This window comes from Rathayibacter rathayi, from assembly GCF_004011095.1.
Taxonomy (GTDB): Bacteria; Actinomycetota; Actinomycetes; order Actinomycetales; family Microbacteriaceae; genus Rathayibacter; species Rathayibacter rathayi.
Map to the genome: position 1 here is coordinate 2863535 of NZ_CP028129.1, position 26731 is coordinate 2890265.

The window sequence follows — 26731 nt, forward strand, 5'->3', positions numbered from 1 at the left end:
CGTCGCGTACCGTGATTCGCGACTCATGACGGCGACGAGGGAGACACCATGACGGAGCAGATCGGCATCCCCGCGGCCGGGGCGCTGGGGAGCGAACAGCGGAGCATCGCGATTCTCGGCGCGGGCGGCGACCTCACCGAGCGGCTGCTGCTGCCGGGCCTGGGCCGGGTGGCCGAGCTGGCGCGCGATCTGGAGCTGACGCTGATCGGGGCGGCGCGCACGCCGCAGAGCGACGAGGAGTGGCAGGGGCTCGTCCGCCGCAGCCTCGAGGCGGCCGGAGTCGCCGCGCACACGGTTGACGCGCTCGCCTCGCGCGCGCGGTTCGTCGCCACCGACGCCTCCGATCCGGAGCAGCTGAAGGCCCTCCTCGACGCCTGCCCGTCGACTCCGGTGCTCTACGTGGCGCTGCCGCCGGCGATGGGGCATGCCGTCGCCTCCTCGCTCGCGGAGCTGGACTTGCCCGAGGAGCTGGTGGTCGCGATCGAGAAACCGTTCGGCGAGGACCTCGACGACGCGATCGCGCTCAACGCCGCGTTCGCGAAGGTCCTCCCCGAGAGCCGGCTGTGGCGCATCGACCACTTCCTCGGCAACGCGACTGTGCTGGGGATGCTGGGCCTGCGCTTCGGCAATCGGCTGCTCGAGGCGAGCTGGAGCGCCGAGCAGATCGAGAAGGTCGAGATCGTCTACGACGAGACCCTCGGGATCGAGGGGCGCGCGGCCTTCTACGAGAAGACCGGCGCGCTGCGCGACATGCTGCAGAGCCACCTTCTGATGGTGCTCGCACTGACCGCGATGGAGCGCCCCGACGAGGTCGCGCCCGACGAGGTGCACGCCCGGATGGCCGAGGTGCTCGGTGCCGTGCGGCTCTGGCGTGACGATCCCTCCTCCGCCCGCCGCGCCCGCTACACCGAGGGGCGGATCGACGGCCGTTTCCTCCCCTCGTACGTCGACGAGCCCGACGTTGACCCCGAGGCCGGCACCGAGACCCTCGCGCAGCTGCTGCTCCAGATCGACACCCCGCGCTGGGCGGGCGTCCCCTTCGTCCTGCGCTCCGGCAAGGCGATCGGCGACCCGCGATGCGAGGTGGCGATCCACTTCCGCGCGGCCACTGCGCCGCGGGGGCTGCGCGGGGCCCAGGCGGGTACGGTGCTTCGGATCGGCCTCAAGGGCGGGGACGTGCGGCTGGATGTCGTCGTGACCAGCGCGGATGAGCTGACCGACCTTGAGCACACCACGGTGGAAGCGCGGCCCGGCGCGGCGACGCTGGACCCGTACGCGCAGGTCCTCGCGGGCGTTGTGCAGGGGGACACCCTGCTGGCCGTGCCCGGCGATGTGGCTGAGCAGTGCTGGCGGATTGTGACGCCGGTGCTTTCGCACTGGGCGGCGGGGGAGGCGCCGCTGGAGGAGTACGCGGCGGGGAGCGGGGGGCCGGAGGGGTGGTGAGACGCGCTGCGAGCGATCGAATTGCTTGCACCGGGTATGACTATGACGCACGGTCGCTGCTCGACTGCGTCTGCGCCGTCTTCCTCAAAGACATTGACGGCACCCGATATCGTACTATCGGCTAGTAAAATTCGATTGCTGTTACTCAACAGTACCCATTTTTTCGGCGGTATCTACCGACATCGACCCCCTTCGGGGAGGGCTGTTTCTTAGTCACTCCTACACCATGCTCGGACGACCAGCCGGAGTGCTGGTGGAACGAGAGAGATTACTGATGTGTCTCAAGAAGCGCGCCATAGTCCTGACGGGGAGGATAGCGTGCCTGATATTTTTCACCGTGGGTATGGCTGCACCCGCCGAGGCCGCAACAGGGCCGGGAGGGCGGGTCATTACTTGTCAACTCACCGTTCATTACCCTCATAATTTTGGGCACATAAACGGCACGATCAACGTCACCTCGGATATTCTTTGCAAGGGTGGAATTGTCGACCAGTTGAATTCATCGACAGGCCTTAGAGGGGCGCAGTCGTCGAACGACTGGGCGCAGAAGTACAACGACACCTACGTTTCGTCGAACGCGGCGAGGCCCTGCAAGGACGGCACCTATCGGGGAATCGGCTCCGGCACTGTGACATTCCCTGCTGGGTTCACGCCTCGGACGGCAAGTCTCGAAGGAAGCGGAGCCACGAAGACCATCAATTGTAGCAAGCAGTCCAGCGCGCAGAACATCGAGCGCAGTAGCTCCTCCGTCTCGAGTGGCACGGGCTCCACCGCGGACGAGGATGTCGTGTACGTCGAGGTCAGCGCGGTGGAGACGAGCGGGTAGCGCATGATTCAACCGGCCGAAACCGCCGTCTCTGCCTCCTGGGTGACGGATGGGACAGCTGAGGCGAGATTCACAGTGGGCGGGATGGTGCCCAAACGGTATCCCGCTTACGCCCGGGTGTTCCATCCTGTGTCGCCCGATAGCTGGGTCGATTCTGCCGGAGCAGCAGGGATCGCCTTCACGCCCACGATCCAGTGGGATGATATCGTTCGATACTCACCCGATTCACGCCAGCTGCATTCTCCTCGACGGGGAACTCTTGAGTCAGCCGAATCAGAAACTCTGGCCGAGGTTCTCAGTGCATTCACGTCGTCGCCGGACGAGTGCTGGTTTGGGGTCTGGGAGGGTTGGGGCGACGCCTTTCCTCCTCCTGCTGCCGTGAAATTCCGATGGCTCATCAGGGACCTTCATTTGGTGAAGGGGGCCGTCGTGGAGGCGCCACTCGTGAGTTCTCGAGGGGCGACGGTATGGTGGCCGGCCGACCAGTCGTGGTTCGTGGCCACTGAAGTCGACTACGACAGTACGATCGTCGCGGGAAGCGCCGCCGCTATCGCCGCCATCTTGTCCAGCAGGTTGTGTGTTGTCGCGCTCGATCCACTCGACACGCTGACCCGCGATACTCCTTAGTTCCCCGCCTAGGGTATGAGGGGGTGCGAGGGGGGCGTGGGCCGAAGGACTTGTGAGGTCGAGGCACGGGCAGGGCCGGCGCTTCAGCGTGATCGGAGGGAATCGTGGACCGCAATTGGGCGACTGACAACGGCCTTATCTCGGACCGAAAGCTCTCGACTGCGGTTTGGCAAGATAGGTGGGAGGTGTGGCAAAAGCGTGAATTCTCACGCGGAGTATAATATTCAGACGGGTCTCCTCGTAATGATGTATTATGCTTCGCGTCGAACTCAGGTGCCGTTATCGAAGATGAGGGACGTGAATCCGAGCCTCGGAGTGCGGCTGGCGGGAGTGCTGCGGGTCATGACGGTTCCACTCTCCACTCTCCACTCTCCACTCTCCGATCTGCGGGTGCGGGTCGCGCCCGGGACCTCCCTCGCCGCGCCCGAGCATGCGGACGTCGCGGTACTCGCACGCGACTCCTCTCACTCCTGCGCGCCCGCGCCCCACCACTCTCGGTGAGAGCGCTCTCCCACAAACCCTTGACCTCCCCACACCCCCGTACATGTGCTCGCCGCACACCTCGTGAGAGCGCTCTCACGAACCGCGGCACAGCACGCGGGGGAGCGCTGTCAGGGGTGCTCCCACCACCACCACGAAGGAGTGACCGTGCTCGCATCACGACGTGCCGGGGTCGCCACAGCGATCGCCGGCGCCGCCACTCTCGCCCTCCTCGTCTCCGGATGCACGTCCGGCTCGGACGCGGCAGAGGGCGGGGACATCGAACTGACCGTCACCACGTTCAACGCTATGGGCTTCGATGAGCTCTACGGCGAGTACGAGGACGCCCACCCGGGCGTCACCATCGTCCCGAACAACATCGACACGGGCGGCAACGCGCGGACCGACGCGTTCACCAAGCTCGCGGCCGGCTCCGGGCTCGCCGACGTCGTCGCCATCGAGGAGGGCTGGCTCGGCTCCGTCATGGAGGTCTCGGACCAGTTCGTCGATCTGCGCGACTACGGCATTGAGGACCGCAAGGCTGACTGGGTCGACTGGAAATACGAGCAGGCGACCGACCCCGAGGGGCGCGTCATCGGCTACGGCACCGACATCGGACCCGAGGGCCTTTGCTACAACACCGCCGCCTTCGAGGCCGCGGGCATGCCCACCGATCGGGCCGCCGTCGCCGAGATGCTCGGCGGGGCGGACGCGACCTGGGACGACTACTTCGCCGCCGGGAAGAAATACCACGACGCCACCGGCAAGGCGTGGTTCGACCACTCCGGATTCGTCTGGAACGCGATGGTCAACCAGCTGCCCGAGGGGTACTACACCGCCGACGGGAAGCTCAACGTCGACGGCAACCCCGACCTCAAGGAGCGCTGGGGCCAGCTGACCGACGCCACTGCCTCTGGCCTCTCGGCCGCGCAGAAGGCGTGGGACTGGAATAAGGGCACGTCGTTCACCGACCAGACCTTCGCCACCTTCGTCTGCCCGGGCTGGATGTTCGGCACGCTGAAGAGCAACGTCGAGGCCGGTGGCGGCAACGCCGAATCCACCGGCTGGGACTTCGCCGATGTCTTCCCCGGCGGGCCCGCGAACTGGGGCGGCTCGTTCCTCTCGGTTCCCACCCAGTCGAAGCACCCCGCCGAGGCGGCGGCGCTCGCGTCGTGGCTCAGCGAGCCGGAGCAGCAGCTGAAGGCGTTCGAGGCGGCCGGACCGTTCCCGAGCACCCTCGCCGCGCAGAAGGAGCTCGCCTCCGCGGCTGCCCCCGACCCCGGCATGAATGACTCGCCGACCGGTGCGATCCTCGCGCAGCGCGCCGAGGGTGTCGTCGCCCAGTACAAGGGCCCGGACGACTCGCTGATCCAGGAGAACGTCTTCGGACCGGTGCTGCAGAAGGTCGACCGCGGCGAGATCGACGGCAAGGAGGGCTGGAACGAGGCGCTCCAGCTCCTCGGCGAACTCGTCGACTGACGACCCCCGATCCCGGGGGTCCGGTCGCCGCCGGACCCCCGGCCCCCGCGCGGCGGGATGTCCCCCGGGTCGTCCCGCCGCGCGAGACCTCTCCGCGCTGCCGCCCCGCGCGCACCACCGACTCCGACTCGACCTCGAAGAGAGCGCCATGACGAGCACACTCACCCCGCCGGCCACGGCGACGCCCCCCGCGGGGAAGCGGCGCCCGGCGCCCCGGCTCCCGCTGACCTTCCGGCAGCGCACGAGCCGCTTCGACGTGAAGGCCTCGCCCTACCTCTACATCTCGCCGTTCTTCCTGCTCTTCGCGCTCACGGGCGCGTTCCCGCTGGTCTATACGCTCGTGGTGTCGCTCTACGACTGGCAGCTGCTCCAGGGCCAGGGCGACTTCGTCGGGCTCGCGAACTTCGCGGCGGTGCTCGGCGACCGCTTCTTCTGGAACTCGATCGTCAACACGCTGAGCATCTTCCTGCTCTCCACGATCCCGCAGCTCGCCGTCGCGCTGCTGCTCGCGGCGGCCCTCGACCAGGCGCTCCGGGCGAGCACCTTCTGGCGGATGAGCGTGCTGCTGCCGTACATCGTGTCGCCGGTCGCGGTGGCGCTGATCTTCTCGAGCGTGTTCAGCGACCAGGAGGGCCTGATCAACAACCTGCTCGGCCTGGTCGGCGTCGGCCCGATCGAATGGACGAACGACCGCCTGGCCAGCCATGTCGCGATCGCGACGATGGTGAACTGGCGCTGGACCGGCTACAACGCACTCATCCTCCTCGCGGCGATGCAGGCCGTGCCGCGCGAGCTGCACGAGTCGGCCGCGATCGACGGAGCGAACGCCTTCCGCCGTTTCCGCTCGATCACGATCCCGAGCATCCGGCCGACCCTGATCTTCGTCATCATCACCGCCACCATCGGCGGCCTGCAGATCTTCGCGGAGCCGCGCCTCTTCGACGTCTCGAACGCCGGCGGCATCGGCGGCTCGGACCGGCAGTTCCAGACCACCGTCCTCTACCTCTGGGAGATGGCCTTCTTCCGCCAGAACTTCGGCGAGGCGGCCGCGATCGCGTGGCTGCTGTTCCTCCTGATCGTGCTGATCGGACTGCTGAACTTCGCGATCTCGCGGCGCATCGCCTCCGTCGAGAACCGGATCGCCCGGCGCACGACGCGCCGCCGCCCCTCCGCCGACGAGATCGCCGCCGCGGACCCCATGCTCACCACCACCGGCCTCGGCCAGAACGCGAGCGAGCGATGACCGCCCCCGCCACCTCCGCCGCCTTCCCGGTGCGCCGCGCCCGCCGCGGCGCCTCCCGCGCCGGCCGCGTCGACCGGCCCGGCTTGCTCACCTACGGGCTGCTCAGCGCGTTCATCCTCGGCTCGACCTACCCGCTGTGGTGGTCGTTCGTCGTCGCGAGCGGCAGCAACGCGACCCGCAGCGAGACGTTGCCGCTCGTGCCGGGCGGGAACTTCCTCGCCAACGCCGCGCAGGTGCTGACGGCGATCCCGTTCTGGACGGCGCTGCTGAATAGTGTGCTCGTCTCGGGGATCATCACGCTCTCGGTCGTGTCGTTCTCGACGCTGGCCGGCTACGCCTTCGCGAAGCTGCGGTTCCGCGGGCGCGACGGGCTGATGATCGGAGTCGTCGCGACGATGGCGATCCCGACGCAGCTGGGCATCATCCCGCTGTTCATCCTGATGCGGGAGCTGGGCTGGACGGGCTCGCTCGGCGCGGTGATCGTGCCCACGCTGGTCACGGCGTTCGGCGTGTTCTTCATGCGGCAGTACCTGGTCGACGTGATCCCGGACGAGCTGATCGAGGCGGCGCGGATGGACGGGGCGAACCAGTTCCGCACCTTCCTCACCGTGGCGGTGCCGGCGGCGCGTCCGGCGATGGCGATCCTCGGGCTCTTCACGTTCATGATGGCGTGGACCGACTTCCTCTGGCCGCTGATCGTGCTCAGCCCCACGAATCCGACCCTGCAGACGGCGCTCGCGCAGTTGCAGTCGGGCTACTACGTCGACTACTCGATCGTGCTCGCCGGCGCCGTGCTTTCGGTGGTCCCGCTGCTGGTGCTGTTCCTGCTCGCGGGGCGGCAGCTGATCGCGGGGATTATGAGCGGAGCGGTGAAGGGCTGACGCTGGCGCGCGTGACGCCGGCTCGCGGAATCGTGTTCGGCTCGCGGGAATCGACGCCGTCCGCGAGCCGAGCGCGTTTCTGCGAGCCGAAGCTGCGCGGCGCCGCTTCCGAAGAGCCGCGATCCGCATCCCTCGCGTCGGGAGCGCTGCGGACGAGCCGCGTCCTGCGGCGCTCGGCTAGCCTCGGAACGATCCGCGAGGAAGGCCCGCATGACCCATGACACCGCCTCGGCGGCCCCGACCCTCGAAGCCGTTGCCGCGCTGGCCGGAGTCTCCCGCGCCACGGTCAGCAGGGTCGTCAACGACTCCCCGCGCGTGAAGGACGGCGCCCGCACCGCGGTGCTCGCCGCGATCGACCAGCTCGGCTACGTCCCGAACCGCGCCGCGCGCTCCCTGGCCAGCCGCCGAACGCGGACCGTCGCGTTCGTGGTGCCGGAGTCGGCGGCGAAGGTGTTCGCGGATCCGTTCCTCGCCTCGGTCGTGCAGGGCGCCGCGATGGCGTTCGCCGGTACCGAATACACGCTCACCATCGTGATCGCGTCGGAGGCGGCACCAGAGAAGACGCGGCGCTACCTTCTCGGCGGCAATGTCGACGGCGCCCTCGTCGTCTCGCACCACAGCGGCGACCACTCCTCCGCGCAGCTCGGCGCCTCCCTCCCCGTGGTGTTCGGCGGGCGGCCGCTGACGGAGGACGGCGGCAGCTACTTCGTCGACGTCGACAACTTCGGAGCGGCGCGCGCCGTCACCGAGCACCTCCTGAGCCTGGGCCGCACGGCTCCCGCGATGATCGCGAGCCGCCAGGACATGCCCGCCGCGATCGACCGCCTGGCCGGCTGGCGATCGGCCGTTGGGGCGGCCGGTCTCGACGCATCGGCCGTCGAGTACGGGGATTACTCGCCCGAGGACGGCGCGTGCGCGATGCGCCGCCTCCTCGACTCTGGTCGGCCGATGGACGCGGTCTTCGCCTCCAACGACCAGATGGCGGCGGGAGCCCTGACGGCGCTGCGGGAGCGCGGGCTCACGGTGCCGGGCGACATTGCGCTCGCGGGCTTCGACGGCGACTACTTCGCGGAGGCGAGCGAGCCGCGCCTGACCACGGTGCGCCAGCCCTCCACGGGACTCGGCGAGGCGATGGTCGACGTGCTGGTGCGCCTCCTGGCCGGCGAGGAGGTCCAGCGCGTGACGCTGCTGCCGACCGAGCTGCTGATCCGCGGCTCCACCGTCCCCGCTGGAGGAGGGGCGCTCGCTGAGTCGCCCGAGACGGCGCGGGTGTGCGGCGTGTCGCGGGCCGATCCGGGCGACTCAGCGAATCCGCCGTCCTCGGTGACGGCGTCGGTCGTCACGAAGCTCTGGGAGGCGTAGGTCGGCTGCTGCATGCTCCCACTCTTTCGACCGGGCGTCGCGGCCGGCTGGCTGCCCGCCTCCGCGAGATGCCACTTATGAGCGCGACACGCCGGGCGAGGCGCACATAAGTGGCATCTCGCGGGAGGCGGGCGGGGCGGCTCGGGGGGCGGCGGCGGGCCGCTCGGTCGATGGCGACCAGCACGTCCGGCTGCCGCAGGGTCGGCGTCTCGGCGGTCAGCTGCTGCGAGAGGCCGGTGTCGTCGGTCATCTCCGCTCCTCCCGCGGGTAGACGTCGTCGACGGTCACGTCGATCCGCACCATCCCGCCGGGCACAGAGACGTCATCGTCGAGTGTGCAGCGGCCCATGATGACGCCGCCCATCATGTCGCCCGCGCGCCGAATCATGCCGCGCACGGCCGCCCCGGCACGACCGCGCTGCTCCGCGCGACTCCCGCCAGTGTCGTCCGGCGTCACGCACGGTCGCGCAGGGCCTCGCGCAAGCTCCGAGAGCTGCGAAAGCCCGTGCGGTCCGCGACGTCGTCCCAGTCGAGCGGTCTCGACGGCTGTTGCGCGGTCAGGCGCCGGACGACGACCAGCCTCGCGCGCTCGATCTCTGCACGGGGCGTGGAGCCGGCGGCCGCGAAGGCCTCGAAGAGCCGGCGCTCCGAGATCGACACGAGGGAGGCGAGCGCTGTGACTGTCAAGGTGCGATCGGTGCACCGCTCGTGAATGATCCGCCGGGCCCGCCGGAGGATGTCCGCCTCCGCACTCGACGCCATCGTGGCGGAACGGCCGGCCTCGAGGAGCGTCCCGGCGACCGTCGTCTCCAGGGCGTTCAACCACAGGGGCCAGGCCGGACCGGACGCGCTGAAGGCGGACAGGAAGGCGTTGCTGCTCGCGGTCAGGAACCGCGTCGCTCCCGTCGCCGGCAGCGGGAGCGCTCCCCAGACGCCGCAGAGCCCGAAGCGCTGCTCAAAGTTTTCGCCGAGCCGGATCTCGATGGTGCCGGTCGATCCGTCAGTGTCGAGTGTGGCGACCACGCCGCCCCTGCGCAGGTAGCCCTCCCCCTTGCCGATGGTGAACCGTCGGGAATCGGTCGCCACGACCAAGTGGCCCTCGAGGAGGAAAGTGAGCGCGAGGTCGTCCGCCGTCTCGCTGGGGCGGGCGCGCAACCGCGCGAACGAGTGCCAGAGGCGAGCCACGGTGAAGTCCCTGGAACGGGTGAGATCGGCGAAGACCCTCCCACTGATCGGATCGTCTAACACATCGAAGCCGTTCGTTCTCAGCCACTGCTCGGCCGCTCGATCGGTGACCGCCACTCCCCGCTCGATCAGCGCGTCGCTCCCGTCGTGAGCCGTCTCCGAATGCGGTCGGTGCATCTGCTTTCCCTCCCCGCGCTGTCGCGCAGCGACCTTAGGAGACGCAGGCGAGCATCGACGGGCGGAGACGGTTTCCCGCGGAAGAACCGACGAAAAGGCGCGGAAGCCGAACCGGCGGGCCGCCGCGCCGTCACTGTTGCGGAGCGCCTCGACCGGGAACGGCGGGGCGCGGGACCGGGGCAGACCCCGGTCCTCCCCCAACCCTCGAGGAGAGCAATGACCTACGACCACACCGGCCCGACGAAGGACCTCGTTCTCGGCGGCGAGTGGAAAATCGACGACGCCTCACCCGTCGGCCCCGTCCGCCGCACTCTCGTGTCGGCCGCCGTCTGGACCGTGCCGGCACTGGGAGTGGCGATCGCCACTCCGGCAGCGGCGGCGTCCGGGAGTAAAGGCACGGCGGCGAAGACAAAGAAGTCGGATCTGCGCAACACCTACACCGCGTGGAACGCGCAGGGCGGGCAGAAGGACGTCCCCGCCGACAGCACCTTCGCCGCCGACAACGGCCTCTTCGTGCACGCGAAGGTGATCAACGACGGACCCGACACGGTCACCGGCATCACCGCTGCCCTGGAACTGCCGCACTACAGCAATCAGATGAACCGCGGACGAGCGCACTACCCGGTCGCACGGAACGGCTGGGAGTACTACACCGACTACGCGAAGGGCACGGACAAGTGGGTGTTCACCTTCATCAAGCGTACGCTGACGCTCGCGCCGGGGGAGCGTTCGGAGGTGGCCATTGATTTCTGGACGATCCCCGACGCCGGCCGCACCGCGAAGGACATCCACCCCTACGTTGCCTTCCAGACGACCGACGGCGAGGAGACAAACCAGCAGAACAACGGCAAGTCCACCGACAACGGCTACAACGTCCGCACCTAATCCCGCACCAGCAGCAGGCCCCGCCCGTCATCGGCCGGCGGGGCCTTCCGCGTCTCCTCTGCCTGTTGCTGCCGGTCATCCCGGGAGAGAGGGATCAGCGAAGGCCGGATTCACCGAGACCGGGCAGTTGCCGCGACCGGATCGGTGACGGCGGGGCTAAGGAGCGGCCCCGCTCCGACTCCTACCTCGCAGCGCCAACGAGTTGGCGGCGGGCTCCTCCCGCAGTGGCATCCGAGTGGCGAGCACGGCGCTTATACAGCCGAGGACGGCGAACAGCGTCGCGGGGGATGACCGGTGTCCGCGGGGAGGAGCCAGGCCGGCGGATCCAGCGCGAGCAGGTGCGCGGCCATCTGCGGACGATCGCCAGGAACCGGGCGAGATTGACGGCGACGATCCTCGTCTCGGAAAGACTGTCGTCGTGCAGGGTCGACGAGCGAGAGGAGGAGGATTTCTCGGCGGCGACCCCCTTCGCGCCGCGCGTTGCACCTGCCCCGTCGTGAGGGACGGGATGATTCGGTGTCGGCGCTCGTGCGAGCGGCCTCAGGCCCGGTTGCGCAGCGCCGCACGAAGGCTCCGCCCGCTGCGGAAGCCGGAGCGTCGGGCGAGCTCGTCCCAGTCGACATGCCCTGCGCACGACCCTGCCGATAGGCGTCGGACGATGGCGAGCCTGGTGCGCTCGATCTCGGCGCGGGGCGTGGTCCCCGCTGCCGCGAACGCCTCGAAGAGCCGGCGCTCCGAGATCGAGACGCGCGCGGCGAGGGCGCTGACCGTCAGCTGGGGGCTGGTGCAGTGCTCGCGGATGATCCGCTGGGCGTGCTGCACCAGGGCGGCCTCGGCTGGCGAGGTCATCGGGAGCGACGCGCCAGCCTCGAGCAGGGTCCCGGCCGCGGCCGCCTCCAGGGCCAGCAGCCACAGCTGCCAGCCGGGGCCGGCCGCGGTGCAGGCGGAGAAGACAGCGTTGCTGCTCGCCGTCAGAAAGCGCACCGCTCCGGTCGCCGACAGTGGCGTCGCCTCCCAGCGGGCGGTGAGGCCGAAGCGCCGCTCGAATCCTGCCCCGAGCAGGATCTCGATGGTGGCCGTCGAGCCGCGCGTCTCGAGAGCCACCTCGATGCTGGACGGACGGAGGTAGCCCTCGCCCTTCTCGATCGTGAACCGCTCGGAACTCGACTCGACCTGCACCGTGCCCTCGAGGACCAGAACGAGCACCAGATCGTGCACTGTCCCCGCGGCACAGCTGATCAGGTGGGAGAAGGAGTGCCAGATCCTCGCCACGGTGAGGCCCTCGGAGTGGACGACGTCCGCGGCGAGCCTGCCCGCCCGCGATTCCGGTGAGACGAGATAGCCGTGCGACTCCAGCCACCGATCCGCTGTGTCGCCGACCGCGAGCACACCCCTCTCGATCACCGGACCTACGGATCCGTTGGCACGCTCAGCAGACCTCGCCTCCGCTCGCTGCATCTCCACTCCACTTCCCCACTGCTGAGCAGCGACCCTAGGAGACGTCGATGGGGGTCGGGTGTAGCCGCCGCAGAACCGCGGAGACGGTGACCAAGACCTGCGGAATCGGTGTCGGTCGCATGCCGCGCACCACACAGTTGCTGGACGCCGCCGGTGGAGATCGGCGAGACGCAGGCAGGACGCTCCCGTCCTCCCCAGACACGAGGAGAAGCAATGACTCGAGACAGCACCGACCAGACCAGGGACATCGTCCTCGGCGGCGAGTGGACCATCCCGGACTCGACCGCCGAGGGAACTCGACGACGGACGCTCGTCTCGGCCGCCGTCTGGACCGTGCCCGCGGTGGGAGTTGCGATCGCGACTCCGGCGGCGGCTGCGTCCGGGAAATCCTCGACCACGACAGCGAAGAAGGCCGATCTGCGCAACGCCTCTACCACATGGAACGCGCAGGGCGGGAAGAAGGACATCCCGGCCAACAACACCTTCGGCGCCGACAAAGGCCTCGTCGTGCACGCAAAGGTCACGAACGACGGACCCGACACAGTCACCGGCATCACCGTCTGCATCAAATTGCCGCACTCCTCCCACCAGATGGACCGCGCACGCCCGCACTACCCGGTGGCAAGCAAAGGCTGGGCGTATCTGAACGACTACGCATTCGGCTTCGACTGCTGGGTGTTCACCTTCGTCAACCGCACGCTCACCCTTGCGCCGGGGGAGAGCGCGGAAGTGGACATCACGTACTGGACGACCCCCGACGCCTTTCGCGTGGGGGAGAGCATTCACCCGTTCGTCGACTTCCAGATGGTCAGCGGCGAGGACACGAACCTGTCCAACAATGCCAGGTTCACCGACAACGACTACCACGTCCACACCTGATCCCGCGCGACCAGTGGAAGGCCCCGTCCGGCATCAGCCGGCGGGGCCTTCCGCGTCCCCTGTGCACTCCCTGGCCGCTCAGCCACGTCGACCGCGCCGACGCCCACCGCCGGCCGGGAGTGATCCGCACGCACCCGCTTGTCCGGTGCGCGACGCAAGCCACGGGCGGCCTGGATCGCGCTGGGCACGGGTGTCGTCCTCTCGTTCGCCGTCAGCCTGGCCTGCTTCGCCGTCGCCGTCGTCACCCGCACCGCGGCCCTCGCCTGGGTCGCCGCGGTGGCTGCCGTGATCGCGACGTCGGCTCGATCTGGCCCTTGTTCGCGACGGCCTTCGCCAGCGTCGACCGGGCGGGACGCGATCCCCTTCATCCAGGACCTGATCGCCCGCGTCCGGGGATAGTGTCGGGGCGATGAGTGCCGACTACCTCCGCGCCTACGACGACCAGCTCCGCTCCGACGCCGAGACCCCGAGCGCCGTCTCGGTGACGCGCGAGGGGCCGCTGCGTCTGGTGACCTTCGCCGGTGGCCGCGGATTCGTCACCTACCGCGACCTCGGCGGCGCCTCCTCCGGGGAGGTCGCGCGCCTGGTCGCTGCGGCCTGCACGCACTTCGACGCCGACCCCGGCATCGGGCGCGTGGAGTGGAAGACCCGCGGGCACGACGAGGCCCCCGGTCTGCACGACGCGCTGCTGGCGCACGGCTTCGCGCCGGACGAGGCCGAGTCGATCATGATCGGCCCCGTCGAGGCGCTGCTCGTGGACCGGCCGGTTCCGGCGGGTGTGCTGCTGCGGCGGGTGCTCGACGAGCCGGACGTCCGTGCCTTCAGCGCCATGATCGACGCCGCCTTCGACGAGGACGTCGATGTGGCGATCGCCGACTCGCTCGTCGCCCGCCTGGCACGCGGCGACGGCATGGAGTTGTGGGTAGCCGAGGTCGACGGGCGGATGGCGTCCGGCGGCCGCCTGGAGCCGGTCCCGGGCACTGCTTTCGCCGGTATCTGGGGCGGAGCGACGCTACCGGAGTACCGCGGACGCGGGCTCTACGGCCTGGTCACGGCCGCGCGCGCCGCCTCCGCCCGGGCACTGGGGAAGACCCTCCTGCACAGCGACTCGACCGAGTACTCGCGCCCGATCCTGGAGCGCGCCGGCCTCGTCCGCGTCTCGACCACGACTCCGTACCGCCGGCGCCGCGTGCGCAACCGAGGCTGAGAGCCCGGATATGCCCGTTTCTGGCGCATAACGGTCTTTCAGCCTCGGTTACGAACGCCGATTAGCTCGGAGACGTGATCTCGAGCGCGATGTTGTCGGGGTCGCGGAACTCCAGGATGCTCGCGCCGCCGGTGTCCTTGATCGGCTCGTGTGCGATGCCGAGATCGTCGAGCACCGTCGCGGCGGCCCTCAGCGCGTCGAGGTCGGGCACCGCGAAGCTGACGTGGTCGAGTCCGACGCGGTCCTCCTCGAAGCGGTCGTCCCCCGGAGCGATGGGGCGCAGGCCCAGCAGTCCGCCCGGGAACTGATAGATCACTCCGCCGAAAACGAACGCCAGCTTCTCCTTCTCCTCCTGCGACGCCGCCGCGGGCGGCGCCTCGAAGGCGACGTCGAAGCCGAAGACAGAGTCGTAGAAGGGGCGCGAGACGGCGATGTCGCGAACGGTCAGTCGGACATGGTTGTAGTCGACAGCGGGAATCGGCACGGAAGTTCCTCTCGGCGGGACGAGCCGGAGTGCCCGTCGTCAGTGGTTCGGAGGCGGCGGGGCGGCGGTTCGGGGCTGGCGCCTGCTCCGGGGATCGAGTAGCACCGGCGCGTCAGTCCAGCTCCGTCGGCCGCGCCGGCTCGGCCAGCAGCGCCCGCGCCGCCATCCCGATCCCCGCGCTGGAGGTGGGGTAGGCGAAGCGGACTTTCGCGAGGGTCGCGAGGTCGACTCCGGCCGCCATCGCCGTGGTCACCGACTGGACGACCTCGATCGCGTTCTCGCCGACCGGTGCGCGCCGAGAAGCAGCTCGCGGCGCCGGTCGGCGATCAACGTGAGGAACCCGCTCTCGCGATGGTCGATGACGGCGCGGTCGAGGTGCGAGATCGGGACCGGGGCGACGACGCACTGCGGGTCGCGCTCGCGGGCCTGCTCCTGGGTGAAGCCGACGCCTGCGAAGTCCGGGCCGGTGAATCCGCCGGCCGGCAGGAGGAACGGGGGGTGCGCCGGTTCGCGCCGAGCACCGCGTTCTCGAACCCCAGATCCTCGACGTCGGCGGGCCAGCCGGTGGCCATGATCACCACGTCGACCTCGGCCGTGCGCGACTCCCCGCTCTCGTGCCACTGGATCGCGAGCGCCCCGTCGCCCTGCCGCTCGAGCCCCGAGACCGTCTCGATCCCGGTGCGCACGCGCACGCCCTGGCGCGCGAAGGCGCCGGCGACATGCATCGGAGATGCTGGAGTCGGAGGTCATCAGGATCCGCGCTGCCACATCGAGCAGCGTCACCTCCGAGCCGAAGACGTTGAACACCGTGACGAGCTGAGCGCCCGTGTTGCCGCCGCCGATCACCGCGACACGGCGGGGCAGCTCGGTCAGGCCGAGCACATTCTCCGGCACCGTTGCGAGCTCGGCGCCCGGGATCGGCAGCCGCCGCGAGTGCCCGCCGACGCAGATCAGGATGGAGCGCGCGCGGACTCGCCGGCCGCTGTCGAGCAGGAGGGTGCCCTCGTCGACGAAGCGGGCGCGGCCCTCGTGGAACAGGTTGACCCCCGCCGCCTCGAACCGCTGCTCCTCGCGCTTGATCGAGCGCACCAGGTCGACGCGCTCGTGTACGTGGTGCGCGGTCGCCGCCCAGTCGAGGGTCGGCGTTCCCACGTCGATCCCGTAGTCGCCGGCGGAGCGGGTCTCGCGCATCATCCGCGCCGTCTTCGCGAGGACGCGGGTGGGCACGCACCCCGTGTTGACGCAGGTGCCGCCGACGCGCGCGGCCTCGAGCACGACGACGCGCGCTCCGAGCTCGGCGGCGCGGAGGGCGGCGGTCGTCCCCGCGGGTCCTGCGCCGATGACGGCGACGTCGTACTCGGCCTGCTCGGGAGTGCTGTCGGGCACGGGGACTTCCGGTTCTGGGTGTGGATCGATCCTGGCGTGCGGCGGCCTCGCTCATGTGTCCGTGACGCCCCCGTCACCCGCTCGTGGCGTCCTTGACACGCCGCCACTCATCCGCGCACGCCCGCCACGCAACCGCGACGTCCTGCCGAGGGCGCAGCCACGACGCGGTTCGCGCATCCCTTGCTCGTCGGCGGCTCCACTCGCTGACGCTCGGCCCGGGACGAGACCAGACTGCGCTCCGGCTAGCGCTCGCACGTTCCGAGCCGCTGCCGACTCCGGTGATCGCCGTCTCGTCCTGGCTGGCCAGCCGCCACGGCACGACCGTCTACCTCATCGACCCGGCCCCCGCCTCCGCAGTGCTGGCGCGACTGCTCGACCACGCAGGGCGGGCGCTGGCGGACGCGGGCGACGATGGATGAGGTCGCGGCGCGCGGCGCGCGGCACGGGCGTCGATCGGCAGCGGGTGAGGTGGGAGCGGCCGGGCGAGGTGATCGCGGACACGGCGGAGGTGACGCGCGCGTAGCCGACCAAGGCTCGGACGGCGGCCTCCAGTGTCATGCATCTACCCGAGACTATGACGACCGGGGCCGTACGGGCATCCCGCGCCAGACCCGTCCTCGCGCCTTCAGACTCCGGCACCATTCGCGGAGGCGGCGGCGGGAGCTTGACCCATCGTCTCGTTATAAACACATTCCCACGAGAGGACCATAATGAAGTCACGATTGGTCATAGCGAGCTTGCTGCTCGTAGTATCACTTGCCGCCCCTCCTTCCCGGGCCGATCCAGGTGCCGATAGCGTGAATTCGACGTCGGGTTTCAGTCCGGAGATCAACCAGTGGGCAGATTCTGTCGGCGAGGAATTTCTCGCGCACAGTCGTGCGCTTGGTGAGTTCAATAGGTGGATCAACTCGAGAAGTGAGGCGCGCGACCGTGGCTATATCGTTTCGGTAAATGATCCTGCATCAGGTTCGACGAAGATTCTCTGGAACGGAACGGATTTGGAGGAGCAGCAAGCGTTCGAGAAGCGGGCCGCCGAGTTGGGCATCGAAGCTCACTTCGCGGCCTTTCCCTATGCCTTCGGTCAAGTACAAGACTCGCTAGCGGGGATACGATCGGCTCGGCCTGACTTCGAGAGGCTGTCCTTCTCCGTGGATATGGTGGCCGCGCTCTCGGTGGAGGAAATGGAATCGGTCGTGATCAAAGGGCACTTCTCGGACGAGAACATGCCGGCCGGAATGCAAGAGTCCTCTAGGCAACTCGTTCAGGATGTGGCCCAGTCCGCTTCACTTATTGTCCCGGTGAAGGTCGAGGTTGCGTCTCAAGGAGCTGAGACGTATGCTCGGCGGGTCGCTGACACATCTCCGTTCTGGGGTGGGGGGCTCGCGAAGAGTTCCTCGTATTGCAGCACTGGGTTCGTGGTTTCAGTCGATGGTAAAACGCGCTCGACAACAGCTCGTCATTGCACAGGGCATTTTACGGCTGTCGAGGGCTCAGGAGATTACGGTGACTCTTACTCACCCACGTTCAACGGCGGTCGCCTCCTCGACTCGTCCGGCTCGGGACGCGTTTTCGATGGCGCCCCGTCCGAGTCACATAACCCGGGGGTTCCGGTAAAGGGATTCCAGGATCTTAACCCGGGCGACTTCGTATACACTCAGGGAGGTAACTTCGGACCTCGATGCGATATCCGTGTTCAATCAGTGAATATAGAGTTCGATGATACTCAGGGTGTCTTTGGTGCAATCTGGGGAATACAAGTCAATGGCCGAATTGCTGCCGGGGCCGGGGACAGTGGTGGTCCAGTCATCACTCTCGACGGCGACGGATTCCGTGCTGCCGGCCTCATTCAGGGAACTGCGGGCAACCGGTCCCTTTCGGCGGAAGCCTGTCGAGACGCCTCCTATACGCAATCGGATCGGTGTTCCTACGACGTCGTCTTCAGCTCAATGCGCACGCTCGCTGATCAGTGGGGCGCCTCCCTGGTCACGAGCGGGTGACGTGAGGTCGACATAGCGTTCTCGATCATGGGCGGTCGGGCGACGTGGGAGCGTCGTCCGACCCGCTCTCCTTCCCGCGAATCTCGACCTCATCGCCGCTGACGACGATCTCGTCGATTGATTGAGTGATTCGAGTGGCGGGTTTCTCGAGCAGGGTCCGCAGCCAGCCCTCCTGGGCGCTGGCCTCCGGGAAGCAGCCGAGGTAGGTCTGTGCGGGTGTACCGTCGGTCTGCCACTGCAGGGGGTTCGCTCCCCGGTAGTCCAGCTTGTAGGTCAGTGCATTGCAGGGTGAAGAGACCACAAGAACCGTCTTGCCATTCTGATCACTCACGCGAAATGTGAGTGGCTTCTCCAGCAGCCACTCGACGCTGTTCCCGCTCTCGGTAGCCGAGGTGCTCAGATATGATCTGCCGACGGCGTCCGCTCGCTCGAGGGGAGGGGGCGGCGACGCTCCGGCGGTACTGGGCGACGCGATAGGCGGTCCGGCGCAGGCGCTGATGAACATGATTGCCGCGGTTGTGATGGTGCAGGATCGTAGAATAGATAGACGATGTGGTTCAGTCATTTTTTCTCACTCGGATAGGTCGGCCCGGAGTGCCGATCAGTGTCGGCGACTGACTGCTCTGAGCCAGCCACACGGGGCGGCGACTGTATCATGAGTGGCGTCTTTCTCCCGTTTCTTACGGATATTTCGTGCCAATGCTCGAGATCAGTTGCTGTCGGGATCTCCGTCAGAGGACCGCGGGACGACCTGGTGCCCGCCCTCGATCGTCCCGTTGGGGCGGAGCAGGATTTGCGTGTACACGGGGCGGCGCTGCGCAGGGACGTGCCGCGGACCCGGAGGGGCTCCCCGGCGAAGAACGCTCGGAGCCGGTGCAGCCGGCGAAGAAAGACGCGTCCGGACGCTGCACCGCGAGGCGGACTGTGGTCCCGTTCGGCTCCATGATCAGCAGGCGGTCGTTCTCGGCCGTGTCGAACCCGGAGCCGTAGACGACGGCGTCCCTAGCGAGCAGGGCGAGGCATGGCGGGACATCGGTGGTCAACTCCCAGCCCTCGACGAGCGTAAGGCGGTGGCGGGGGTGCTGCGCGCGCGGGGCCTGCTGGTCGGGCCGCGCGGCAGGCGGTGTCACTCCCGGAGGAACGTCCTCCGCGTCCAACTCGCCGAGCCGACGAAGCGCCGCGCTCCGCTCATCCTGGTTGGCGCCGTCGTCGCGGGGTCGGGCCGACAGGATCCGCTCGAGATCCCTGCGCTCGTCATCCGCGGCCTGCACTCCGCCACTCCGGCGGCGCCAGGCGCCGAAACGGCCCGCTGCCTCCCGAGACTCCGCGGTGTCTGGGTGGCAGCGGGCCGTCGCCCAGTCCGGGCGTCAGCCCGACGGGTTCTCGACCGGGTCGCCCTCGGGGTCGGTGGCCGTCTCGGGGTCGACGTGCTCGGGATCGGTGGTCTGCGGGTCCTCGGGAGTGTTCTTCTCGGTCATCGGATCCTCCTTGTCGCTGGATGCGGAACGTGCGGACGTCGCCCACGCTACGGCGCGCGCCGCGGCCACCGCGCCCGGTTGACTCCGCCGCCCGCCGTACGCAACCGAGGCTGGGAGTGCCCTAACGGCTCCAGGGAGCGGTGCAGCCGTTCCTGACCTCGGTTGCGTACGGCGTTCCGCTGTCCCCCTCCGCCCGCCGGTGCCCGTGCCAGCCGTGCGCCTCCACCGCAAGGCCTGGCAGCGCTTTCCCGCCATTCTTACGCTGAGCCCACCCGAGTCGAGGAGCTGCAGCGCCACATGATCCGCACCACCGTCACCATCGAGGGCAAGACCTACGGTCTGTCTCAGGGGACCGACGTCGATGATCTGAAGCGGTCGGCGACCGAAGCGACGCAGGCCGGAGGAGGCCTGATCGACTTCGTGATCGTCGGGAACCGCCAGGTCAGCGTCCTGATCTCGACGGGCGTGCCGGTGATCTTCGAGGAGCTGAAGGTGCCGGACGACGAGCGTGACACCGGTGACGTCCACCAGCCGTGGGACGACATCGACTACCTGGACTAATCCGCTTCTCCGGTCGCGTGTCCGGTGCCGGGTCGCGCTACTCCGCCTGCTCACGCGGTGGTGGTCCGCTCGCCGCAGGCTCGCCAGGGGTCAGCTCGTTCCCCGACGGTTCGTTCTGGTTCAGCTCGCCCGCGACCAGCGTGCGGGCGGCCGCAGAGAGTGCCAAGCGGATGCGCTCCGCGGGCTCCCGCAGCATCGACGCGATCGCGTCGATGTCGTGTCGGCCGGTGTATCGGAGCAGCCAGGCCTGGCGTTCGAGCGTCGGCAGTGCATGCAGGCGCCGATGAAAGCCGATGCGCAGCAGATCGTCCTCGCGGATCGCGGGCTCAGCCTGCTCCGCTCGTTCGATCTCGGACCCGCTGCGCTGCACACTCGCGCGTCCGACCTCGGCGCGCATCAGGTCGAGCGCGCCGGCGTCATCGAGTCCCCGCGGTCGCCCGCTGCGGACGGTCACCGCGGCGCGCCGGAGTGCGGCGCTGGCCGCAGCGTCCGAGAGGGTCAGGCGGTAGGCGTAGGCGTAGAGACCGAGGTTCTCGAGGGTGCGGCCGGCCAGGGGTTCGCTCTGCTGCTGTGATGGCGACATCCGGAGGGCGGCGACGGGTCTGTCGTAGCTGGTCACGGTGACTCCTCGGCTCCGCGCGCTCCCGGTCGGGTACCGCGTCGGAGGCGATGCTAGAGAGTCGAAAACGATCGTTCTACGCTTGACAATCTCCACTCCATGTCCACCCACGCACCTGAAAGCGCTTTCCCGACATTCGTCTGGAAAGTGTGGAGTGCTCTTACTCTCGAGCCGAAAGCACGCAGAACTCGTTGCCCTCGGGATCCGCCAGAACGACCCACGACCGCTCTCCCTGCCCGACGTCCGCCCGGGTCGCCCCAAGCCCAAGCAGGCGCGCGACCTCCGCCTCCTGGTCGTCCGGCACGAAATCCATATGCAGCCGGTTCTTCACGGCCTTGCGCTCGGGCACGTCGAGGAAGAGCAGGCTCGGACCGCGGCCCGATGGGGCGAGCAGCTCAATGCCGTCCTCGTCCTCCTCGACGACGTCCCAGCCGAGCGCCTCCTGCCACCAGTGCCCTACGGCGCGGAAGTCGGTGCAGTCGACGATGATCTCTTCGAGTCGGAGGCTCATGCTCCGACGCTAACCGGCGCGGGCACCGTCGGGGAAGTGCGTCCCGGCAGATCTCTGCGGTCGGGGCCTCCCGTGGGGCCTCCACCTGTCAGCACCGGATGCCGGAGCCGGACGTCCGTGCCGACTCGGCACGACCGCTGGCGACCACGGCGTCGGCGCGGCATCCTCGACGCGGGCGTCCCTGCGTCCGGAGACGAGGATCCGCATGAGCACCGCACGCGAGCACTGGGAGGCGCGCTACGCCGACTCCGATCGCATCTGGTCGGGCAGACCGAATGCGACGTTGGTCGGGGTGGTCGGTGCGCTGCCGCCGGGGCGCGCCCTCGATCTCGGCGCGGGCGAGGGAGCGGATGCGCTGTGGCTCGCGTCGCTCGGCTGGAGCGTGACCGGGCTTGATCTTTCCGAGACGGCGCTGGATCGGGCGCGCGAGGCTGCGACCGCGCAGGGCGTCAGCGTGGACTTCGTGCAGGCCGACCTCGCCGGCGAGTGGCCGGTAGAGGGGCTGTTCGATCTGGTCACGGCGAGCTTTCTGCACTCGATGGTCGAGTTCCCGCGAACCGACGTCCTGCGGAGGGCCGCGGGCGCGGTCGCACCGGGCGGTCGCCTCGCCGTCGTCTCGCACGCCGCGCCGCCGCCGTGGGCCAGTGGCGACGAGCACCGGCATGGACTGCACCTCTCCGGCCCCGAGGAAGAGTTCGCCGAGCTCGCCCTCGACCCCTCGGAGTGGACTGCTCAGGTCGTCGAGACCCGCGAGCGCGCGGCAACCGCCCCTGACGGCACTGCGGCGGTGCTTCTGGACGGTGTGCTACTCCTGCAGCGCCGCGCCTGACGGCGCACGTCGTCACGGCGGAGCTCCCTCCCCCCCCCGCACCCCCCCGCACCCAGGCCCGGGTCGCCTCATTCGACTACCGGCTCGCCGGCCCCGACATCCGTTATCCCGTTCCGCTGGACGACGTGCACGCCGCCTGGCGTCACCTCCGCGGGACGACCCGCCAGGCGCATCCGGTCGCGATCGGCGGCGCGAGTGCGAGCGCGGCGCTTGCTCTCGGCGCGGTCCTGCGCGAGCGCGACTCCGGTGCGCGCGATGGGCTGACGCGCGTCGCACCGCTCAGCCGCGGTCGTGCAGGGTGATGTGGTACCCGTCCGGGTCGGCGAAGGTGAAGGTGCGGCCGAACGGGCCGTCGATCGGAGCCGCGACGACGGCCTGCCCGTCAGCGACGAGTGCGTCGTGGATCTCTTGCACGCCGGTCGCGTGCAGCCAGATCGCGGTGCCGACGCCGGGTTGGGAGGTGGAGTCAAGATCGGTCCCGGGTGCGAGGTCGCGCAGGGCGAAGGCGATCGGCGTGGTCGTGAAGACGACGGCGTGGGGAGGGCCCGCGGGCGAGCGGACGAGGCCGAGGTAGTGCTCGTAAAAGGCTTGCGAGGCGTGGAGATCGCGGACCTGGAGCGAGACGAAGTCGGGGCCGGTGACGGGCATGTGTTCCTCCTGGGGTTGTGTCAGATTTGTGACACGAGAGAGCCTATGTCAGGATGTTGACATGAGTCAAGACGGCATCGACCTCGAGACCTCGCTCGGCTACCTGCTCAAGGAGGCGTCGAGCGCCCTCCGCGCGGCGATGGAGGCAGTCCTCCGTCCGCTCGGGATGACCGTCACCCACTACTCGTGCCTCGAGCTGCTCGCTCAGCGCCCCGGCCTCTCCAACTCCGAGCTCGCCCGCGGCGCTTTCGTGACCCGGCAGTCGATGAACGTGCTCCTCCAGACCCTCGAGCGTGAGGGCGTCGTCACGCGGCCTGTCGCGGCTCCGGTCGGCAAGGTCCTGCCGGCGCGGCTCACCGAGCGTGGACGCCGCCGCCTGGCCGAGGCCTCCGCCGCTGTCCGCGGAGTCGAGCTGCGGATGCTGGACGGGCTCGCGGAGCAGGAGCGCGAGACCGCGGCGCGGCTGCTCCGCGGCATGATCCAGTCGCTGCGGGCGGGGGAGGGGAGCGCGACGCGGAAGTGATGCTGAGCTGCGACTCGTGTCGCTCACGGGCGCCACACGACGGCGGTGCTCTCGTTCACCGGCGTCGTCTATTCTCGCGGTCGTCCACGACCCCGTACCTTGGAAGGAACCCTGGATGACCCAGCAGGACGTCCCTCAGATCACCGTGCCCCTCGGCCGCCCCGTCGCCGTCGAAGCGCTGCGCTACACCGCGATGTACGGTCCGAAGCCGTTCCCCGAAGCGCTGCTGATCCTCTTCGACAACGGCTCGTACAAGATCCTCTCCCCCGGGGAGGAGCACTACGGGAGCTACGTCTCGGCGACCGATCCGTCTCAGCCGCTGCACCACATCGCCTTCCTTTCCTGGCCGTCGAGTGACTGGGAGAGCAACGTCGCGTCGCACACCCTCACCTTCGAGCCGGCGACCCGTGCTTTCATCCAGACGCTGCTGCTCCCCGGCGCGGCGGTGCCGCACGCGCAGCACGGCTATACCGAGACGGTCGAGGAGCCGGCGAGCGTCGACCTCAGTGCCTCGTGGGAGCAGGTGCGAGAGACGTACGCCGCCGTCTTCGAGCGGCTGCTCGATCGCGTGACGCGCGGCTGACGAGTCCGCCGTCGTCCGAGCGCACGACGCTGGGCGACGGCGGACAACTGCGGCGCTGCGGCGGGTGCCGGCCGGTCGGCGAGGACGCGGCTGATGAGTGCGGGCGCTCGCGCTCCGATCAGCTCATTCTCTTGTCGGAGGACGAACCTCACCGGTCTCGTCCTCGAGAAGGCGGCGGTTTCTGCGACGGATTCTGACGAGCTGGATTCCGTAGACGATTCCTCCGGCGAAAAGGCCGACGGCTGCCGATGCGACGAGATTCCAGGGAAGCTCCAGATTTCGGATGAGCGGCAGGGCAAGGAGTCCTGCTCCGAGAACGACGGCGATCGTCAGTGTGGGATGAGGACGTTCCGCAGAGTTGAGCATCAGCAGTCGATCGCTCCCGCTGCGCTCCCGAGTATCCCCCCGAAAGCAAATCCCAGGCCTGCCCCCTCCGGTCCGGCGACGATACCGGCAAGCCCTCCGATCGCCCCGTCTCGAGTGTGTTCGAGTACGCAACCGGCCCATGTGTCGTCGTCCGAGAGGATTTGGTATCCACCGGTCTTCAGCGCATCCACGGACGTCACATCGAACGTGACGTGGGTCGAGTCGACGATTGTCCACTCGCCAGCGACCTTCTTGCCGGCCGAGACCTGAAGAGCGGACGGAAGAGCGATCTCCTTGCCGGTGGACTTCTGTTCGAACGTGGCGATGCCGTTCTTGTCCTCAAGCCGAATGTCAGAACCCAATCTCAGACTTACATCCAGCCGACCGGGACTTTTGCTCGTCACGCTCACTTCGTAGGTCGAGGGTGCCAGGGACTCATCGGCCATCGCCGACGGCGCGTAGCCGAATGCCCCCGAGAGAAGTGTGAGCGTAGCGCCGCTGACCACAAGGCTCCTTCTTGTACTTGACATGATAACTTCCTACTCTCACAGGCTGACGACGAACAAGGTGGGAGTCACGGCCGTGGCTCTCTTGGAGTCGAAAACTGCGACGATCGAGAAGGCTACCCCTCGGGTCAGGTCCGGTCAATGACGTCCCCACTCCTTCCTCCGCGAAGCCGACAGGCATTGATCTCCCCTTCGCCTGGCGCTTATCTGTCAGCATCGACAGGATCGACTCGGCGAGTGCGCTATCGTCGCGGTGGCGAATGGTCGGTCGTCCTTCCCGTGAAATGCCATGTCTATTCCCGTGCTCTCTCGGGGTCTCCTGATCGGCGTGTCATCGGCTTGGGCGAGACACACGGTTGTGAAGGATCGGCGCGTGGCAGGCTGGCCGCATGGATCTCGACGTGCGTCCGGGGCTGGTCGTGCCGGCGTCCGAGCTGCAGTGGCGATTCTCGCGGTCGTCGGGGCCCGGCGGGCAGCACGTAAACACCTCGGACAGCCGACTCGCAACCAAGCAGCAGCGCCGGCGCCCGTCGGGGGAGTGACCCGAACGGAACCGAGGGTGGAAGGCAGCAATCGACCCGCAGAGGGTCCGACTGCGCCTCTCACCCTCGGTTTCGCACGCCGACGGACCGGCTCACGGCCGGAAGAAGGCCTCGATCGCCGCGTTCAGCGTGACGAGGTCATCCACATGGGCGAGTTCACGCGCCGAGTGCATCGAGAGCAGCGGCACACCCACGTCGACCGTCGAGATGCCGATCCGAGTCGCGGTCAACGGTCCGATCGTCGATCCGCAGGGCACCGAGTTATTCGAGACGAATTCCTGGTACTCGACGCCCGCCCGCTCGCAGACCTCCGCCCACAGCGCGGCTCCCCGCGCATCCGTTGCGTAGCGCTGCGTCGCGTTGATCTTCAGCAGCGGCCCCTTCCCGGCGACCGGCTGGTTCACCGGGTCGTGCTTGTCGGAGTAGTTGGGGTGCACGGAGTGGCCTGCGTCGGCCGAGAGGCACCAGGAGCCGGCGATCGCCCGGGCGCGCTCGTCGACGCCGGCACCGAGGGCCGTGCCAATGCGAGAGAGCACGTCCTTGAGGAACGGGCCGTTGGCACCCGAGCGGCTCGCGGAGCCGAGCTCCTCGTGGTCGAAAGCCGCCAGCACGCTGATGTGCCCGGCCCCGGCCCCGGCGTCATCGTTCGCCGCGAGGAGCGCGACGAGGCCGGCGTGCACCGAGCTGAGGTCGTCCATCCGACCGGCGGCGAGGAACATCTCGTCGAGGCCGAAGCGGCGGGGCGCCTGCGTGTCGGCGGTGAGCAGGTCGTAGCCGGCGATCTCGGCGGCGCTGTCGAGTCCGGCGTACGCGGCAAGCAGTTCGAGCAGGTCGACCTCGGCGGCGTCGCCGATGCCGAACACGGGGACGGTGTGCTTCTGCCGGTCCAGGATGAGGGAGTCGTTCGCCGTCCGGTCGAGGTGGATCGCGAGCTGCGGGATGCGCAGGAAGGGGCCCGTGCGTAGCAGCCGCGTCGAGCCGTCGCGCAGGATCACGCGGCCGGCCAGCTCGAGCTCGCGGTCGAGCCAGGAGGTGAGCAGCGGGCCGCCGTAGATCTCGACGCCGGCCTGAAGCCAGCCCTTCGAGCCGATCGTCGGCCGCGGCTTGAGCATGAAGCCGGGGGAGTCGGTGTGGGCGCCCAGGATGCGGAACGGCGTGACCGCCTCCGCCCCCTCGGGCAGGTGCCAGGCAATGATCGCGCCGTCCCGGATGACGTAGTAGCGGCCAGGTCCCGTTGGCCACGCCCGCGTCTCGTCCAGCCCCGTGAATCCGGCGACGTCCAGGCGACGCGCCACCTCGGCCACCGCGTGATAGGAGGAGGGGGAGGCGGTCAGGAACTCGGCGAAGTCGGCGATGTGGTGCTCACGCGTGGTCATCCCTCCAGTGAAGCATGCGGCTTCGCGGCCGACCCGACCCGCACCCCATCGCGGGCGGTCGGCCGTGTTCGTGGTTGGGGACATGTTCGACGCCCAGAACACGGGACCAGTTCACCAGGTCGGTCGACTCCCAGACCTCGATATACGTCGAGCCCCGACTTCTGCGCGGTGTCGAAGCCACCGGGGAGCCC

Annotated in this window: 30 protein-coding genes and 1 pseudogene; 19 read left to right on the top strand and 12 right to left on the bottom strand. The window is 68.8% G+C overall.

Going from position 1 to position 26731, the window contains the following annotated elements:
• The first annotated feature begins 48 nt into the window (after positions 1 to 48).
• The 7 genes from C1O28_RS13800 (at position 49) to C1O28_RS13830 (ending at position 8341) form a co-directional block, all read left to right on the top strand.
• Positions 49 to 1443 carry a glucose-6-phosphate dehydrogenase gene (locus tag C1O28_RS13800; RefSeq protein WP_097166755.1) on the top strand — a complete coding sequence of 465 codons (1395 nt, stop codon included), beginning with the start codon at positions 49 to 51 and terminating at the stop codon, positions 1441 to 1443.
• Positions 1444 to 1936: 493 nt separating this feature from the next.
• Positions 1937 to 2269: a hypothetical protein gene (locus tag C1O28_RS13805; RefSeq protein ID WP_127821540.1), complete on the top strand. Its 333-nt coding sequence runs from the start codon at positions 1937 to 1939 to the stop codon at positions 2267 to 2269.
• An 84-nt stretch (positions 2270 to 2353) separates the two neighbouring features.
• Complete coding sequence (locus C1O28_RS13810) at positions 2354 to 2896, top strand: hypothetical protein (RefSeq protein WP_127821541.1); 543 nt, start codon at positions 2354 to 2356, stop codon at positions 2894 to 2896.
• Positions 2897 to 3544: 648 nt separating this feature from the next.
• Positions 3545 to 4855 (top strand): ABC transporter substrate-binding protein, encoded by a 1311-nt coding sequence (locus C1O28_RS13815; protein WP_097166907.1) that lies wholly within the window; start codon positions 3545 to 3547, stop codon positions 4853 to 4855.
• A gap of 148 nt (positions 4856 to 5003) precedes the next feature.
• Entirely contained in the window at positions 5004 to 6098 is a 1095-nt protein-coding gene (locus C1O28_RS13820; protein WP_097166759.1) for a carbohydrate ABC transporter permease, read from the top strand.
• Positions 6095 to 6979: a carbohydrate ABC transporter permease gene (locus tag C1O28_RS13825; RefSeq protein ID WP_097166760.1), complete on the top strand. Its 885-nt coding sequence runs from the start codon at positions 6095 to 6097 to the stop codon at positions 6977 to 6979. Before C1O28_RS13820 ends, C1O28_RS13825 begins: the two co-directional genes overlap by 4 nt.
• Positions 6980 to 7189: 210 nt before the next feature.
• Positions 7190 to 8341, top strand: a complete 1152-nt coding sequence (locus tag C1O28_RS13830) for a LacI family DNA-binding transcriptional regulator (RefSeq protein WP_097166761.1) — start codon at positions 7190 to 7192, stop codon at positions 8339 to 8341.
• A gap of 246 nt (positions 8342 to 8587) precedes the next feature.
• Here the strand turns inward: C1O28_RS13830 and C1O28_RS13835 are convergent, their stop codons facing one another.
• On the bottom strand, positions 8588 to 8797 hold the full coding sequence (locus tag C1O28_RS13835; RefSeq protein ID WP_097166762.1) for a hypothetical protein: 210 nt from the start codon (positions 8795 to 8797) through the stop codon (positions 8588 to 8590).
• Positions 8794 to 9702: a hypothetical protein gene (locus tag C1O28_RS13840; RefSeq protein WP_097166763.1), complete on the bottom strand. Its 909-nt coding sequence runs from the start codon at positions 9700 to 9702 to the stop codon at positions 8794 to 8796. Before C1O28_RS13840 ends, C1O28_RS13835 begins: the two co-directional genes overlap by 4 nt.
• Positions 9703 to 9918: 216 nt before the next feature.
• Between C1O28_RS13840 and C1O28_RS13845 the strand changes: the two genes are divergently transcribed.
• Positions 9919 to 10587: a hypothetical protein gene (locus C1O28_RS13845; protein WP_097166764.1), complete on the top strand. Its 669-nt coding sequence runs from the start codon at positions 9919 to 9921 to the stop codon at positions 10585 to 10587.
• Positions 10588 to 11127: 540 nt separating this feature from the next.
• On the opposite strand, the gene C1O28_RS13850 is transcribed toward C1O28_RS13845, so the two are convergent.
• Positions 11128 to 11991 carry a helix-turn-helix domain-containing protein gene (locus C1O28_RS13850; protein ID WP_097166766.1) on the bottom strand — a complete coding sequence of 288 codons (864 nt, stop codon included), beginning with the start codon at positions 11989 to 11991 and terminating at the stop codon, positions 11128 to 11130.
• A 267-nt stretch (positions 11992 to 12258) separates the two neighbouring features.
• Between C1O28_RS13850 and C1O28_RS13855 the strand changes: the two genes are divergently transcribed.
• From C1O28_RS13855 to C1O28_RS13865, 3 genes are all read left to right on the top strand, one after another.
• Positions 12259 to 12924 carry a hypothetical protein gene (locus C1O28_RS13855; protein ID WP_097166767.1) on the top strand — a complete coding sequence of 222 codons (666 nt, stop codon included), beginning with the start codon at positions 12259 to 12261 and terminating at the stop codon, positions 12922 to 12924.
• A gap of 138 nt (positions 12925 to 13062) precedes the next feature.
• The gene (locus tag C1O28_RS13860; RefSeq protein ID WP_097166768.1) at positions 13063 to 13323 is read left to right on the top strand and encodes a hypothetical protein; all 261 of its coding nucleotides are present in this window, start codon (positions 13063 to 13065) and stop codon (positions 13321 to 13323) included.
• A 10-nt stretch (positions 13324 to 13333) separates the two neighbouring features.
• Positions 13334 to 14131 (top strand): GNAT family N-acetyltransferase, encoded by a 798-nt coding sequence (locus tag C1O28_RS13865; RefSeq protein WP_097166769.1) that lies wholly within the window; start codon positions 13334 to 13336, stop codon positions 14129 to 14131.
• A gap of 61 nt (positions 14132 to 14192) precedes the next feature.
• On the opposite strand, the gene C1O28_RS13870 is transcribed toward C1O28_RS13865, so the two are convergent.
• The 3 genes from C1O28_RS13870 to C1O28_RS15880 all read right to left on the bottom strand — a co-directional run bounded on the left by C1O28_RS13870 (position 14193) and on the right by C1O28_RS15880 (position 16001).
• Positions 14193 to 14615 carry a VOC family protein gene (locus C1O28_RS13870; protein WP_097166770.1) on the bottom strand — a complete coding sequence of 141 codons (423 nt, stop codon included), beginning with the start codon at positions 14613 to 14615 and terminating at the stop codon, positions 14193 to 14195.
• 112 nt (positions 14616 to 14727) lie between these two features.
• The gene (locus tag C1O28_RS15275; protein WP_160487538.1) at positions 14728 to 14868 is read right to left on the bottom strand and encodes a hypothetical protein; all 141 of its coding nucleotides are present in this window, start codon (positions 14866 to 14868) and stop codon (positions 14728 to 14730) included.
• The gene (locus tag C1O28_RS15880; RefSeq protein ID WP_276328090.1) at positions 14865 to 16001 is read right to left on the bottom strand and encodes an FAD-dependent oxidoreductase; all 1137 of its coding nucleotides are present in this window, start codon (positions 15999 to 16001) and stop codon (positions 14865 to 14867) included. The genes C1O28_RS15275 and C1O28_RS15880 overlap by 4 nt, the downstream gene beginning before the upstream one ends.
• Positions 16002 to 16279: 278 nt before the next feature.
• Here C1O28_RS15880 and C1O28_RS15280 point away from each other — a divergent pair, with 278 nt between their 5' ends.
• Complete coding sequence (locus tag C1O28_RS15280) at positions 16280 to 16420, top strand: hypothetical protein (RefSeq protein ID WP_160487537.1); 141 nt, start codon at positions 16280 to 16282, stop codon at positions 16418 to 16420.
• Between the two features lie 378 nt (positions 16421 to 16798).
• A complete protein-coding gene (locus C1O28_RS13880) occupies positions 16799 to 17998 on the top strand; it encodes a chymotrypsin family serine protease (protein ID WP_127821542.1) in 1200 nt (399 codons plus the stop codon).
• 25 nt (positions 17999 to 18023) lie between these two features.
• Here the strand turns inward: C1O28_RS13880 and C1O28_RS13885 are convergent, their stop codons facing one another.
• Positions 18024 to 18329 carry a hypothetical protein gene (locus tag C1O28_RS13885; RefSeq protein ID WP_127821543.1) on the bottom strand — a complete coding sequence of 102 codons (306 nt, stop codon included), beginning with the start codon at positions 18327 to 18329 and terminating at the stop codon, positions 18024 to 18026.
• A 1444-nt stretch (positions 18330 to 19773) separates the two neighbouring features.
• Here C1O28_RS13885 and C1O28_RS13890 point away from each other — a divergent pair.
• A complete protein-coding gene (locus tag C1O28_RS13890) occupies positions 19774 to 20037 on the top strand; it encodes a hypothetical protein (RefSeq protein ID WP_097166773.1) in 264 nt (87 codons plus the stop codon).
• 37 nt (positions 20038 to 20074) lie between these two features.
• Here C1O28_RS13890 and C1O28_RS13895 read toward each other — a convergent pair whose 3' ends face one another.
• Positions 20075 to 20656: a hypothetical protein gene (locus tag C1O28_RS13895; protein ID WP_097166774.1), complete on the bottom strand. Its 582-nt coding sequence runs from the start codon at positions 20654 to 20656 to the stop codon at positions 20075 to 20077.
• A 160-nt stretch (positions 20657 to 20816) separates the two neighbouring features.
• Positions 20817 to 21167, bottom strand: coding sequence for a VOC family protein (locus C1O28_RS13900; RefSeq protein WP_097166775.1), 351 nt, complete (start codon positions 21165 to 21167; stop codon positions 20817 to 20819).
• 205 nt (positions 21168 to 21372) lie between these two features.
• Between C1O28_RS13900 and C1O28_RS13905 the strand changes: the two genes are divergently transcribed.
• A complete protein-coding gene (locus C1O28_RS13905; protein WP_097166776.1) occupies positions 21373 to 21996 on the top strand; it encodes a class I SAM-dependent methyltransferase in 624 nt (207 codons plus the stop codon).
• A complete protein-coding gene (locus tag C1O28_RS16180) occupies positions 21993 to 22298 on the top strand; it encodes an alpha/beta hydrolase fold domain-containing protein (RefSeq protein ID WP_104334849.1) in 306 nt (101 codons plus the stop codon). Before C1O28_RS13905 ends, C1O28_RS16180 begins: the two co-directional genes overlap by 4 nt.
• On the opposite strand, the gene C1O28_RS13915 is transcribed toward C1O28_RS16180, so the two are convergent.
• Positions 22276 to 22644: a VOC family protein gene (locus tag C1O28_RS13915; protein ID WP_097166777.1), complete on the bottom strand. Its 369-nt coding sequence runs from the start codon at positions 22642 to 22644 to the stop codon at positions 22276 to 22278. The genes C1O28_RS16180 and C1O28_RS13915 overlap by 23 nt on opposite strands.
• A gap of 61 nt (positions 22645 to 22705) precedes the next feature.
• On the opposite strand from C1O28_RS13915, the gene C1O28_RS13920 reads away from it, so the two are divergent.
• Together C1O28_RS13920 and C1O28_RS13925 are read left to right on the top strand one after the other, a co-directional pair.
• Positions 22706 to 23167 (top strand): MarR family winged helix-turn-helix transcriptional regulator, encoded by a 462-nt coding sequence (locus C1O28_RS13920; RefSeq protein ID WP_097166778.1) that lies wholly within the window; start codon positions 22706 to 22708, stop codon positions 23165 to 23167.
• A gap of 115 nt (positions 23168 to 23282) precedes the next feature.
• A complete protein-coding gene (locus tag C1O28_RS13925; protein WP_097166779.1) occupies positions 23283 to 23750 on the top strand; it encodes a hypothetical protein in 468 nt (155 codons plus the stop codon).
• A gap of 365 nt (positions 23751 to 24115) precedes the next feature.
• On the opposite strand, the gene C1O28_RS13930 is transcribed toward C1O28_RS13925, so the two are convergent.
• Entirely contained in the window at positions 24116 to 24562 is a 447-nt protein-coding gene (locus tag C1O28_RS13930) for a hypothetical protein (protein WP_127821544.1), read from the bottom strand.
• Between the two features lie 449 nt (positions 24563 to 25011).
• Between C1O28_RS13930 and C1O28_RS13935 the strand changes: the two are divergent.
• A pseudogene (locus C1O28_RS13935) lies at positions 25012 to 25125 on the top strand (peptide chain release factor-like protein); the annotation flags it as partial.
• Between the two features lie 131 nt (positions 25126 to 25256).
• Here the strand turns inward: C1O28_RS13935 and C1O28_RS13940 are convergent.
• Entirely contained in the window at positions 25257 to 26540 is a 1284-nt protein-coding gene (locus C1O28_RS13940; protein ID WP_097166782.1) for a M18 family aminopeptidase, read from the bottom strand.
• Between the last annotated feature and the right edge of the window lie 191 nt (positions 26541 to 26731).